At 71.9% G+C, this 12,331-nt stretch carries 12 protein-coding genes; 7 read left to right on the top strand and 5 right to left on the bottom strand.

The genetic code is table 11. The features are described 5' to 3' along the window. Window positions 1–40 precede the first annotated feature (40 nt). On the top strand, window positions 41–1,210 hold the full coding sequence (locus ACFYUS_RS04860) for a serine hydrolase domain-containing protein (protein WP_388845803.1): 1,170 nt from the start codon (window positions 41–43) through the stop codon (window positions 1,208–1,210). Here ACFYUS_RS04860 and ACFYUS_RS04855 read toward each other — a convergent pair. The 4 genes from ACFYUS_RS04855 to ACFYUS_RS04840 form a co-directional block, all read right to left on the bottom strand. After that, a complete protein-coding gene (locus ACFYUS_RS04855) occupies window positions 1,192–1,743 on the bottom strand; it encodes a hypothetical protein (protein WP_388845800.1) in 552 nt (183 codons plus the stop codon). The two genes, ACFYUS_RS04860 and ACFYUS_RS04855, sit on opposite strands and share 19 nt — an antisense overlap. Window positions 1,744–1,806: 63 nt before the next feature. Further along, window positions 1,807–2,337 carry an HXXEE domain-containing protein gene (locus ACFYUS_RS04850; RefSeq protein ID WP_388845798.1) on the bottom strand — a complete coding sequence of 177 codons (531 nt, stop codon included), beginning with the start codon at window positions 2,335–2,337 and terminating at the stop codon, window positions 1,807–1,809. An 11-nt stretch (window positions 2,338–2,348) separates the two neighbouring features. Further along, the gene (locus ACFYUS_RS04845) at window positions 2,349–3,512 is read right to left on the bottom strand and encodes a PotD/PotF family extracellular solute-binding protein (RefSeq protein WP_388845795.1); all 1,164 of its coding nucleotides are present in this window, start codon (window positions 3,510–3,512) and stop codon (window positions 2,349–2,351) included. 142 nt (window positions 3,513–3,654) lie between these two features. Continuing rightward, window positions 3,655–5,091, bottom strand: a complete 1,437-nt coding sequence (locus ACFYUS_RS04840; RefSeq protein WP_388845794.1) for a gamma-aminobutyraldehyde dehydrogenase — start codon at window positions 5,089–5,091, stop codon at window positions 3,655–3,657. A gap of 190 nt (window positions 5,092–5,281) precedes the next feature. Between ACFYUS_RS04840 and ACFYUS_RS04835 the strand changes: the two genes are divergently transcribed. The 6 genes from ACFYUS_RS04835 (at window position 5,282) to ACFYUS_RS04810 (ending at window position 11,605) form a co-directional block, all read left to right on the top strand. Then, entirely contained in the window at window positions 5,282–5,788 is a 507-nt protein-coding gene (locus ACFYUS_RS04835; RefSeq protein WP_388845791.1) for an Lrp/AsnC family transcriptional regulator, read from the top strand. Next, window positions 5,773–7,152 (top strand): aspartate aminotransferase family protein, encoded by a 1,380-nt coding sequence (locus ACFYUS_RS04830; protein WP_388845788.1) that lies wholly within the window; start codon window positions 5,773–5,775, stop codon window positions 7,150–7,152. The genes ACFYUS_RS04835 and ACFYUS_RS04830 overlap by 16 nt, the downstream gene beginning before the upstream one ends. 226 nt (window positions 7,153–7,378) lie before the next feature. Further along, on the top strand, window positions 7,379–8,107 hold the full coding sequence (locus tag ACFYUS_RS04825; protein WP_388845785.1) for an ABC transporter ATP-binding protein: 729 nt from the start codon (window positions 7,379–7,381) through the stop codon (window positions 8,105–8,107). After that, a complete protein-coding gene (locus ACFYUS_RS04820; protein WP_388845782.1) occupies window positions 8,089–9,240 on the top strand; it encodes a hypothetical protein in 1,152 nt (383 codons plus the stop codon). The genes ACFYUS_RS04825 and ACFYUS_RS04820 overlap by 19 nt, the downstream gene beginning before the upstream one ends. Window positions 9,241–9,415: 175 nt before the next feature. Continuing rightward, a complete protein-coding gene (locus ACFYUS_RS04815; protein ID WP_388845779.1) occupies window positions 9,416–10,552 on the top strand; it encodes an LOG family protein in 1,137 nt (378 codons plus the stop codon). Window positions 10,553–10,630: 78 nt separating this feature from the next. Further along, window positions 10,631–11,605 (top strand): hypothetical protein, encoded by a 975-nt coding sequence (locus ACFYUS_RS04810; protein ID WP_388845776.1) that lies wholly within the window; start codon window positions 10,631–10,633, stop codon window positions 11,603–11,605. 4 nt (window positions 11,606–11,609) lie between these two features. On the opposite strand, the gene ACFYUS_RS04805 is transcribed toward ACFYUS_RS04810, so the two are convergent. After that, a complete protein-coding gene (locus tag ACFYUS_RS04805) occupies window positions 11,610–12,257 on the bottom strand; it encodes a dihydrofolate reductase family protein (protein WP_388846002.1) in 648 nt (215 codons plus the stop codon). Window positions 12,258–12,331 lie beyond the last annotated feature (74 nt).

Here is a 12,331-nt window from a genome sequence, read left to right as displayed (position 1 = left end):
GAGCCATCGAGAACAACGGCTCACACCACCGGAGTTGACCATGAGGAAGACCACCGCCCGCACCCTGCTCGCCGCCGCCCTGGTCCTGGGTGTGGCGGGCGGCCCGGCGCTCGCTCCCGCCTTCGCCGCCACGCCGCCGGCCGCGACCGCCTCCCAGGTCTCCTCGCCCGATCTGTCGGCGGTGATCGCGGGGCTCCCCCGGGCGGACGCGACGGCCGCGCTGGTCCGGGTCGGCGGCACCGAGGGGTCCTGGCAGGGCAGCGCCGGCGTGCACGACCTGGAGACGAACGCCCCGGCGGACCCCGCGGCCCGCTTCCGGGCCGGTTCGGTGACGAAGGTGTTCACGGCGGCGACCGTCCTCCAGCTCGCCACCGAGGGCCGGATCGACCTGGACCGGACGGCCCGCTCGTACCTCCCGGACCTGATCCCCGACCAGTACGCCACGGTGACCGTGCGCCAGCTCCTGAACCACACCCACGGCATCCCGGCCGCGGACATGCCGGGCGAGACGGTCGAGGAGTGGTACGCGAACCGTTTCGACGTCCACACCCCGGAGGAGATGGTCCGCTCGGCGACGGCGCAGCCGCGCGAGTTCGCGCCGGGCACCCGGCAGCACTACCTGAACATCGGGTACACGATCGCCGGCCTGATCGTGGAGCGGGTGACGGGCGACTCGTACGAGCACCAGGTGGAGCGGCGGATCCTGAGGCCGCTCGGCCTGCGGAACACGTACTTCCCGCGCGGGGCGGCCGGGATCACCGGCCCGTACAACCACGGCTACCAGACGATGCGGCTCGACGACGGCACGACGGGCCTGCGCGACGTCTCGGAGTGGGGGACGTCGGAGTCCTGGGCCGCCGGGGACCTCGTCTCGACCACCGCCGACCTGGAGCACTTCACGAAGGCCCTGTTCAAGGGCCGTGTGGTGCGCGGTCCGCTCCTGGAGGAGATGTTCACGCTCCCGAAGGTCCCCGACCTCCAGTCGGGCGACCCGGCCGCGTTCTCCGTCGGCCTGTCGATGAAGAAGCTCGGAGGCCGCGAGGTCTGGGGCAAGACCGGCGGCCGCTGGGGCTACAACACGGCCATCGCCTCGACCCGCGACGGCGCCCGCACCCTCGTCTACAGCGTCAACGCCACCGACGCCAAGGGCCAGGACATGAACAAGACGGCCCTGCGCCTGATGGTGTCGGCCTACGGCCTGCCGGGCTGAGCGGCCTCCAGGGGAACGGTCTCCGACCGGACGGCCTCCAGCCGCTTGATCAGCTTGCGCACGTGGAGCAGCGGCAGGATGCCGATGACGCCGAAGGACATGTCGACGACCGACCACCAGAAGGGGATGTCCCGGACGGGGCCGCAGATCAGGGCGAGGGGGATGATGCCGACGCAGGCGATCATGCCGAACTCGACGACCCAGACGTTGCGGACGGGGTCGCGGTAGGGGCCGTAGAAGGCGACCGCGATGACGAGGTGGGCGAAGGCCAGCCAGTCGGTGCCGTAGAGCAGGTACGGGGCCTGTTCGTCGGCGGCCCGGACGCCTCCCTCCACGCGGTCGATCCACTCGGCGAGGCCGGGGAGGAGGTCGGCGACGGGGGACGCCCAGCCGTCCAGGGAGGCGTCGAGGAGCCGGAGTTCGGTCACGAGCGGGAACGCGGTGGCCCCGCTCAGGACCAGGCAGACGACGAAGACGATCAGCCAGACACGGATGCGCTTGAGAAGGGCTCTCGGCCCGTTCGTGTCGCTCATGGGGACAACGTACACCCGTCTTGAACACGTTCAGAAAGGCGGGGTGGTTGTTTTTGAGCGCGCTCAGAACCGGGCGGCGACCCTTCGCCCCACCGCGTGCGAGACCACCGTCGCCCCCGCCGCCAGCGCGAGTCCCGCCGCCGCCCCCTTGGCGGTGGTCGGCCGCAGCACCCCGGCCCGGCGCAGCCGGGCCCGGGCCCACAGGGAGAAGGGGATGACGACGAGCGGCGAGGTGGGCGCGCCGGGGGTCGCGTCCCGTACGACGGCGGCCTGGGCGAGGTGGACGAGCCCGTGCAGTCCGAAGCCGGTCACCGCGCCCTGGTAGAAGGCCGACCGGCCGCCGGAGCGCGCGCCCGCCACGGAGGCCGCGCCGACGATCACCGCCATCACCCCGACGGCGGCGGCGAACTCGCGCTCGTCGACGGACTCGACGGCCTTCCACACCCGCTCCGGCGCTCCGGGCCAGCGCTCGCGCAGCGCCGGCAGGTTCTCCCGGACCCAGCGCGGTCCGCGCGCCAGCTCCTCGGCGTCGTGCACGGCCCAGGCGAGGAACAGGCCATAGGTCACCAGGGGGTTGAGACGTGTGGTGGTCATGATCGTGCAACTCACAGGCCGACGATCGAGTTCCACCTCTTCGCGAACTCCTGGCGCTCCTCGGCGGTGATGTCCCGGGCGATGGCGAGCCGGCCGCGCATGTCGGCGTCCGGGAAGATCAGCGGGTCCTCGGCGAGCGCGACGAGTTCCTCGTCGCCGGAGTTCGCCAGGACGTGCTGGGCGGCCGGCACCGGGCAGACGTAGTTGACCCAGGCGGCGAGTTCGGCGGCGACCTCGGGCTCGTAGTAGTAGTCGACGAGCTTCTCGGCGTTGGACTTGTGCCGGGCCAGGTTGGGGATCATGAGGGACTCGGCCCACAGCTCGGCGCCCTCCTCGGGGACGACGAACTCGATGTCCGGGTTGTCGGCCTTGAGCTGGATGACGTCGCCGGAGTACGCCTGGCAGGCGAGGACGTCGCCGGTGGACAGGTCCTTGATGTAGTCGTTGCCGGTGAAGCGCCGGATGTGCTTCTTCCGTACGAGTCCCTCGATCTGCTCGCACAGGGCGTGGAAGTCGTCGGCGGTCCACTTGGCCACGTCGACGCCGTTGCCGAGGAGGAGCAGCGCCATGGACTCGTCGAGGCCGGAGAGCAGGGTGACCTTGCCGCGCAGGTCGTCGGCCCACAGTTCCTTGGTGGAGCGCAGTTCCCGGCCGAGCTTCTTCCGGTTGTACGCGATGCCGGTGATCCCGGACTGCCAGGGCACGCTGTGCAGCCGGCCGGGGTCGAAGGCGGGCTCGCGCAGCTGGGGGCTGAGGTTCTTCGCGACGTTCGGCTGGGCGGCGCGGTCCATCTCCTGGACCCAGCCGAGGCGGACGAAGCGGGCGGCCATCCAGTCGCTGACGACGATCAGGTCGCGGCCGGTCTCCTGGTGGTTCATCAGGGACGGGCTGATCTTGCCGAAGAACTCGTCGTTGTCGTTGATCTCCTCGGTGTACCGGACGGAGATCCCGGTCCGCTTCCGGAAGGCGTCCAGGGTGGGCCGCTTCGAGGCGTCGTCGTCATCGGTGTCGATGTACAGCGGCCAGTTGGCGAATTCGAGCCTCCGGTCGCGCGCCGAGAGGTCGCGGCCGGCCCGGTCGCCCTCCTCGACGTAGGCGGCGGGGACCCCGCACCCGGCGAGCAGGGTCGCGGCCCCGACACCGCCGATGCCGCGAAGGAGGGACCGGCGGGACATGTGTTTCCTGGCTGTCGCTCTCACCCGAGCAGCATCCCGGCCCGCTGCGACCTGCGGCAATGGACGGTCCGTCGAACGACGGCGCGCGGCCCCGACACCCTGTCGATCAAGGTGTCGGGGCCGCGCGGACGTGCCGGGGGATTTAGCCCAGGGAGGTCATGACGTGCTTGATGCGCGTGTAGTCCTCGAAGCCGTAGGCGGAGAGGTCCTTGCCGTAGCCGGACTTCTTGTAGCCGCCGTGGGGCATCTCGGCGACGAGCGGGATGTGGGTGTTGATCCACACGCAGCCGAAGTCGAGGGCCTTGGACATGCGCATCGCGCGCGCGTGGTCCTTGGTCCAGACGGAGGAGGCGAGGGCGTACTCGACGCCGTTCGCGAACTCCAGGGCCTGGGCCTCGTCCGTGAAGGACTGGACGGTGATGACCGGGCCGAAGACCTCGTTCTGGACGATCTCGTCGTCCTGCTTGAGGCCGGAGACGACGGTCGGGGCGTAGAAGTAGCCCTTGTCGCCGACGCGGTGACCGCCGGCCTCGACCTTGGCGTGGGCCGGGAGGCGCTCGATGAAGCCCGCGACCTGCTTCAGCTGGTTGGCGTTGTTGAGCGGGCCGTACAGCACGTCCTCGTCGTCCGGCTGGCCGGTCTTCGTCTCGGCGGCGGCCTTGGCGAGGGCGGCGACGAACTCGTCGTGGATGGACTCGTGCACGAGGACACGGGTCGCGGCGGTGCAGTCCTGGCCGGCGTTGAAGAAGCCCGCGACCGAGATGTCGCCGACGGCGGCCTCGATGTCGGTGTCCTCGAAGACGACGACCGGGGCCTTGCCGCCCAGCTCCAGGTGGACGCGCTTGACGTCCTTGGCCGCCGACTCGGCGACCTGCATGCCGGCGCGGACCGAGCCGGTGATGGAGGCCATCGCCGGGGTCGGGTGCTCGACCATGGCCTTGCCCGTCTCGCGGTCGCCGCAGACGACGTTGAAGACGCCCTTGGGGACGATCTGGCCGATGATCTCGGCCATCAGGACGGTCGACGCGGGGGTCGTGTCCGAGGGCTTGAGGACGACGGTGTTGCCCGCGGCGAGCGCCGGGGCGAACTTCCACACGGCCATCATCATCGGGTAGTTCCACGGCGCGACCTGCGCGCAGACGCCGACCGGCTCGCGGCGGATGATGGAGGTCATGCCCTCCATGTACTCGCCGGCGGACTTGCCCTCGAGCATCCGGGCGGCACCCGCGAAGAAGCGGATCTGGTCCACCATCGGCGGGATCTCCTCGCTCGCGGTGAGGGCGACCGGCTTGCCGGTGTTCTCGACCTCGGCGGCGATGAGCTCCTCGGCGCGCTCCTCGAAGGCGTCGGCGATCTTCAGGAGCACCTTCTGGCGCTCGGACGGCGTGCTGTCGCGCCAGGCGGGGAAGGCGGCCGCGGCAGCCTCCATGGCGGCGTCGACGTCGGCCTGCCCGGAGAGCGGGGAGGTGGCGTACACCTCGCCGGTGGCCGGGTTGGTCACCTCGATGGTGCGGCCGTCGGCCGCGTCGCGGAACTCCCCGTTGATGTAGTTACGCAGCCGGCGCAGCTCGGTGGTCACTTGCCACCCCTCCTGTCACGTTCTGTCTTCGCACGTCCCTGTGCGGTGTCCCGGTGGGCGAGACACCTCAGCCTAATCGCTCGACAGACGCTTTCCATAGCCCCGACCCCCCTCAACTTCGGATTCAGCATGATCGGGAGCCCATCACAACGAATTTCATCGCTCCGGGCTTGCATGACTGACAATCTCGGTGCACAGTGAAGGCGTGGCAAGTCAAAGCAACCACTCAAGAACCGGAACCGGTTCGTCCCCGACGATCGATGCCGTCTCCCTGGCGATCATCGAACAGCTCCAGCAGGACGGACGCCGTCCCTACGCGGCGATCGGAAAGGCCGTCGGCCTCTCCGAAGCGGCCGTGAGGCAGCGCGTCCAGAAGCTGCTCGACCAGGGCGTCATGCAGATCGTCGCCGTCACCGACCCGCTCACCGTGGGATTCCGGCGGCAGGCGATGGTCGGCATCAACGTCGAGGGTGACCTGGATCCGGTCGCGGAGGCGCTGACGGCCATGGCCGAGTGCGAGTACGTGGTGATGACCGCGGGCTCCTTCGACCTCATGGTGGAGATCGTCTGCGAGGACGACGACCACCTGCTGGACGTGATCAACAAGCGGATCCGCACGCTCCCCGGCGTGCGCTCCACCGAGAGCTTCGTCTACCTCAAGCTCAAGAAGCAGACCTATATGTGGGGAACTCGATAATCGTGACCCAGGACCTGTCCAAGACCGCGTACGACCACCTGTGGATGCACTTCACCCGCATGTCGTCCTACGAGAACAACCCCGTCCCCACCATCGTGCGTGGTGAGGGCACCTACATCTTCGACGACAAGGGCAAGCGCTACCTCGACGGTCTCGCGGGTCTCTTCGTGGTCAACGCCGGACACGGCCGCCAGGAACTGGCCGAGGTCGCGTACAACCAGGCCAAGGAACTCGCGTTCTTCCCCGTGTGGTCGTACGCGCACCCCAAGGCCGTCGAGCTCGCCGAGCGCCTCGCGGACTACGCCCCGGGCGACCTCAACAAGGTCTTCTTCACCACCGGTGGCGGCGAGGCCGTCGAGACCGCCTGGAAGCTGGCCAAGCAGTACTTCAAGCTGCAGGGCAAGCACACCAAGTACAAGGTCATCTCGCGTGCGGTCGCCTACCACGGCACCCCGCAGGGCGCCCTGTCCATCACCGGTCTGCCGGCCCTGAAGGCCCCCTTCGAGCCGCTGGTCCCCGGCGCGCACAAGGTGCCGAACACCAACATCTACCGCGCCCCGATCCACGGCGACGACCCCGAGGCCTTCGGCCGCTGGGCCGCCGACCAGATCGAGCAGCAGATCCTCTTCGAGGGCCCCGACACCGTCGCGGCCGTCTTCCTGGAGCCGGTGCAGAACGCCGGTGGCTGCTTCCCGCCGCCGCCCGGCTACTTCCAGCGCGTCCGCGAGATCTGCGACCAGTACGACGTGCTGCTCGTCTCCGACGAGACGATCTGCGCCTTCGGCCGCCTCGGCACGATGTTCGCCTGTGACAAGTTCGGCTACGTGCCGGACATGATCACCTGCGCCAAGGGCATGACCTCGGGCTACTCCCCGATCGGTGCCTGCATCGTCTCGGACCGCATCGCGGAGCCGTTCTACAAGGGCGACAACACCTTCCTGCACGGCTACACCTTCGGTGGCCACCCGGTGTCCTCGGCGGTCGCGCTCGCCAACCTCGACATCTTCGACAAGGAAGGCCTCAACCAGCACGTGCTGGACAACGAGGGCGCCTTCTACTCGACGCTGTCGAAGCTGCACGACCTCCCGATCGTCGGCGACGTCCGCGGCAACGGCTTCTTCTACGGCATCGAGCTCGTCAAGGACAAGGCCACCAAGGAGTCCTTCAACGACGAGGAGGTGGAGCGCGTCCTGTACGGCTTCCTCTCCAAGGCGCTGTACGACGCCGGCCTGTACTGCCGCGCCGACGACCGTGGCGACCCGGTCATCCAGCTGGCCCCGCCGCTGATCGCCGACCAGGGCACCTTCGACGAGATCGAGGGCATCCTGCGCAACGTGCTCACCGAGGCGTGGACCAAGCTCTGAGAGGCGTGGACCAGGCTCTGAAGGTCCCCCAGCATCACGCCGCCCTCACGGCGTGACCCCCGCGGCCCGGGCATGCGCCATCCGAGTGGATGGCGACTGCCCGGGCCGTGTGCTGTCCGTACAAGCGGATCTGAATCCTTACGGTGCCGAGTGACCGACAGGCCCGTCCCTTCGTTCCCCCGGACGGGGGAAGGCGAGTATCGGATCCGACATCGAGGTGTACGCGATGGCCCCACCGGACAACGACGTGCTCTGGGCGCGTTCCCTGCACTGCGCCCTGAGCGGTTCGGACGCCCTCAGCGGCGTCTCCCTCGGCGTCCGCGAGGGCGAGATCCTCGCCGTCGTCGGCCCGCGCGGCAGCGGCAAGACCACCCTCATGCGCTGCCTCTCCGGCCAGCTCGTCGCCCAGCAGGGCGAGGTCTGGTTCAACAGCAGCCCCGTCCACACCCTGAGCCCCGCCCAGCGCGAACGGCTCCGCCGCGACCGCTTCGGCTGGATCGACCCCGAGCCCGGCCTCGTCCCCGAGCTCACCGGCTGGGAGAACACCGCCCTGCCGCTGCTGCTCCGCGGCACCTCCCACCGGGCCGCGAAGACCGCCGCCCTGGAGTGGCTGGAGCGGCTCGACATCGGCGGCTGCGCCCGCAGGCGGCCGCACGCCCTCACCCCCTCCGAGCGCCAGCGGATCGCGATCGCCCGCGCCCTGATCACCACCCCGTCGGTCCTCTTCGCCGACGAACCCACCGCCACCCTGCACCGCGCCGACGGCGCGCAGGTCCTGCGCACCCTGACGGCCGCGGCCCGCTCGCACGGCATCACCGTGCTCCTCGCCACCCACGACGGCGAGGTCGCGGCGCTCGCCGACCGCACGATCGCCCTTCTCGACGGACGCCGGGTCGGCGCCGTACCTCCGGCGTCAGGGGCGGAGGGCGTCGCCGCGTGCTCGCTCTCCGTCTAGCCCGCGGGACCCACCCCCTCGTCCTGACGCGCCGGCTCCTCGTCGCCGCCGCGGCCGCGGGGGTGGGCTTCCTCCTGCTCTGCACCCTCGGATACGCCGTCGGGCACCCGGAGCGGTCCTCGGCCTCGGCCCTGCGGCTGCTCTGGTGCGTCCTGCCGCTCGCCGCCACCGTCCAGTTCGCCGTCGCGGTGGCCCGCACCGACCCCAGCACCCGGCCGCGCCCCGGGCTCTCCGCCGTCGGCCTCGGCCCCGCCCGGCTCACCGCGATCGCCGCCGCCTCGACGGCCCTCGCCTGCACGCTCGGCTCGGTGGTCGCGCTCCTGTTCTACCTGCACCTGCGCGGCGACATCACGGGGCTGCCCTTCGACGGGGCGGCGGCCGGACTCCTCGCCGCCGACCGGCCGGTCCCGCTCGCGGCCGCCCTCACGCTGCTCGCCGTCCTGCCGGTCGTCGCCGCCACGGCGGCCGGCCTGGCGCTGCGCCCCCGCACCGCGCCCGCGGCACCGGAGGGCGCCGAGCGGACGATGCCGTCCGGGCTCCCGTGGGGCGTCGCCCTCGTCGCGGTCGGCCTCGCGATCGAGACGTACGCGGCGCGGAGCGGCACCGGGAAGGGGCTCCCCCTGCCGGGACGCTTCGACGGCAACCCGGCGGGCGTCCTCGCCGGCTGGGTCCTCACCGCCGTCGGCCTCGCCCTGGCCGGCCCGGGCCTCACCCACGGCTGCGGCCGGCTCCTCCAGGCCGTCCGGCCGGGCGCCACCCGGCTGCTCGCGGGCCGCGTCCTGATGGACGAGTCCCGCCGCATCGGCCGCCCGCTCGGCGTGGTCAGCGCGGTGATCTCCGGGACCCTCGCGGCGGCCGCGCTGTACGACGCGGACGCGGGCACCGGCGCCTTCGGCCCCCTCACCGGCCTCGGCGCGGCCCTGATCCTCGCCTGCACCACCGCCACCCTGCTGACCGCCGCGCTGGAATCCAGGCAAGGCCGCACCCACACCACCGAGGCGCTCCTCCGCCTCGGCGCCCCACCCACCGTCCTCCGCACGGCCGCCCTCCTGCGCGCCGGCGCACTACTCGCCGTCTTCCTCCCCCTGACCTGGCTGATCGCGGAACTGGCGGCCCTGCCGCTGACCGGCTGAGCGACCCTGCCCGGTTGATCCACCCAGCCGACCGAACGGCCCGGACCGACCGAACGGCCTCGATCGGCCGAGCCACTCCGACCGGCCGAGCCACCTCGACCGGCCGAGCCTCCCCGACCCGGCCCAGCCGCCCGCACGAGGGGCCGCCCACCACGGCGGCCCCTATCGTGGGCCCATGGCGACGCTTCCCCCGGCACACCGCCCGCCCAGACCGCGTGGGCATGAACGCGAGATCCACACCCTCGCCGAGTTCGACGCGGCGCTCGGCCGGCCGGGCTCGCTCGCCGGGCAGCGGATCCAGTCGGTCGACCTCACCGACCGGACCTTCGCGCTGCTCGCCGCGGCCACCAAGGACGCCGTCTTCCTCGGCTGTCCCATGGAGCCGGAGGCCGCCGCCAAGGTCCGCGCCGACGGGGCGCTCGTCTTCCCTCCCGTCCCCCAACTGCCCTTCGACCCCTACCGGGCGCGGCTCTACACCCCCGGGGAGCTCTACGAGGGGATCGCCGAGACCGGGTACGAGTCGACGCCCGACTTCCTGGCGTACGCGTGGTTCGGCCGGACCCGGGCCGACGGCGACATCTTCTCCTCGATGCTCCGCTCCCTCCACGACGACGCCGTCTCCGACGCCCTCGACGAGCTCCTCGACGGGGCCGGGGTCGTCGGCGTCATGGGCGGGCACGCGATGGGCCGGGGCACCGAGGCGTACGCGGGCGCGGCCCGGCTCGGCAGGTCCCTGGCCCGCGCCGGGCTGACCGTGGCGACCGGCGGCGGGCCGGGCGCGATGGAGGCGGCGAACCTCGGCGCGTACCTGGCGCCCCACGAGGACGAGGCCCTCCCCAAGTCCCTGGACCTCCTCGCCCGGGCCCCGTCCTTCGCCCCGTCGGTGACGGACTGGGCCCGCGCCGCCTTCGCCGTACGGGCCCGGTGGCCGGGCGGAGGGGACTCGGTCGGCATCCCCACCTGGTTCTACGGCCACGAGCCGCCGAACCCCTTCGCCCAGCACATCGCCAAGTACTTCGCCAACGCCACCCGGGAGGACGGCCTCCTCGCCCGCTCGACGGCCGGGATCGTCTTCCTCCCGGGCGCGGCGGGCACGGTCCAGGAGATCTTCGACAACGCGACCCCGAACTACTACGCCTCCCGGACCGCCCCGACCCCGATGGTCCTGGTGAACCGCGCCCACTGGACCACCCGCCTCCCGGCCTGGCCCCTCCTGGAGGCCCTCGCCGCCGGCCGCCCGATGGCGGCCCGGATCGCCCTGGTGGACTCGATCGACGAGGCGCCGGCGGCGCTGGAGCGACTCGGGAGGTAGCCGGCCTCCGCCGCGCGGCGGAGACGGCCGCGCCCGGGGGCCGATGCCCCGGGAGTCCTCCGACGACAGTCTCGGGCCATGACTCCGAAGACACTCCTGTCCACGTGGCCGTCCTGGGCGGGCCGCGCCGCGTTCGTCTGGTCGCTGCTGTACGCCACGGGCGCGGCCCTCGCCGCGCTCACGGGCCCCGCCTTCGGCTACGCCCTCCTCGCCAAGGGCACGGGCACCGGACCGGAGACGGCCGCGGCGGTGCTGTACGGGGCGGCCGCCGTCCTCGCGTACGCCCTGCTGCGCCGCCCCGGCGTCCGGTGGCTCCCGACGGCGGCGTGGGCGGTCGTCGCGCTCTGCCTGACCTCGGGCTTCCCGGCCCTCCTCAGCCCCGTCCACCTGCTGTTCTTCCTGTCCCGCAACCAGGACCCGGTCGACTGGGCGGCTCTCGTCAACCAGTTCCTCGCCGTCCTGGGCGCGGTGTTATGGGGCTGCGCGGCCCTCGCCCGTCGGCGCCGGACGCAGGGCACGTGCCCGTACTGCGGCGGGCGCGGCCCCCGCACCGGAGCCACGGCCGCCCGGCCCGCCACCCGCGCCGGTCTCGTCGCCGTCGCCGCCCTCGTCCCGTACGCCGCCCTGAAGACGCTCTGGGCCCTGGGCATCACCCCCGGCTACACGGGCACCGGCCGCCCCGGTGTCGACCCGCGGTACACCAGCGACCTGGGCATCCGGCTGTACGACCACGGGATCGACGTCACCGCCGTCCTGGCGCTCCTCGGCATGGCCCTCGCGCTCGCGCTGACCCGCCCGTGGGGCCGGCGGCTGCCCCGGCTTCCGCTGCTCGCGCTCGGGTGGACGGGGGCGGGCGCGCTGGCGCCGTTCGGGGCGTTCCTGGCCGTCTTCGGCCTGCTGGCCTGGACGGGAGTGATCACCGTCGGCATGGCGGACCACGCCCCGTGGGTGGTCGTCGTCGCGTACGGCGGCTTCTGCGGCTACGGCCTCGCCCTCGGCCGGGCCGCCCGCGCCTACCAGCGGGCGACCCGGAGGGCGTGCATCAGGTGCTAGGACCTCACTTCCGCCAGAACAGATGGTGCGTCACCCGACCACCAGGACTGGGCACGATGTCGCAGTGGAAGCGGTCGTACAGCTCCTCGGGGGACTCCCACAGCCGTGACCCGGATCCGAGCTTCACCGGCGACACGGCGACGTGCAGCGTGTCGACGAGATCCGCGTCCAGGAACTCCCGGATCGTCATGGCCCCGCCGCCGAGGCGGACGTCCTTGCCGCCCGCCGCCTCCTTCGCCATCCCGAGGACGGTCGCGGGGTCGGCGTCGACGAAGTGGAAGGTGGTGTCGGCGAGCGTGAACGAGGGGCGCGGGTGGTGCGTCAGGACGAACACCGGCGTGCGGAACGGCGGCTCCTCGCCCCACCAGCCGCGCCAGTCCTCGTTCTCCCAGGGCCCGCGCAGGGGCGAGAACTTGTTGCGGCCCATGATCTCGGCGCCGATGTTCCGCGCGTAGTCCCGCGTCAGGTAGTCGTCGAGGCCACGGCTGCCGCCGGGGTCGGTCCGCATGGGCCAGCTCGCCGTGGCGCCGGCCCAGGAGAACATCTCCCCGGGCTCGGCATGGCCGAACGGCCTTTCGAGGCTCTGCCCCTCACCGGCACCGTATCCATCGGACGAGACGTTGAAGTTCTGGACTCTGAGCAGCTGGCCCACGGCTTCCTCCTGCGTGGTCGACGGGAAAACGACGAACACACAGGAGACTCCCCCGGCGACGAAAACTCATCGCA

The sequence above is a fragment of the Streptomyces sp. NPDC004284 genome, assembly GCF_042874035.1.
Taxonomy (GTDB): domain Bacteria; phylum Actinomycetota; class Actinomycetes; order Streptomycetales; family Streptomycetaceae; genus Streptomyces.
This window is presented reverse-complemented; position numbering and strand designations above follow the sequence as displayed.

Bases quoted from the DNA above. Each gene is read 5' to 3' on its own strand.
- ACFYUS_RS04825 (WP_388845785.1), top strand. From the start codon at position 7,379: ATGGCCCCACCGGACAACGACGTGCTCTGGGCGCGTTCCCTGCACTGC.
- ACFYUS_RS04845 (WP_388845795.1), bottom strand. From the start codon at position 3,512: ATGTCCCGCCGGTCCCTCCTTCGCGGCATCGGCGGTGTCGGGGCCGCG.
- ACFYUS_RS04850 (WP_388845798.1), bottom strand. From the start codon at position 2,337: ATGACCACCACACGTCTCAACCCCCTGGTGACCTATGGCCTGTTCCTC.
- ACFYUS_RS04810 (WP_388845776.1), top strand. From the start codon at position 10,631: ATGACTCCGAAGACACTCCTGTCCACGTGGCCGTCCTGGGCGGGCCGC.
- ACFYUS_RS04860 (WP_388845803.1), top strand. From the start codon at position 41: ATGAGGAAGACCACCGCCCGCACCCTGCTCGCCGCCGCCCTGGTCCTG.
- ACFYUS_RS04855 (WP_388845800.1), bottom strand. From the start codon at position 1,743: ATGAGCGACACGAACGGGCCGAGAGCCCTTCTCAAGCGCATCCGTGTC.
- ACFYUS_RS04815 (WP_388845779.1), top strand. From the start codon at position 9,416: ATGGCGACGCTTCCCCCGGCACACCGCCCGCCCAGACCGCGTGGGCAT.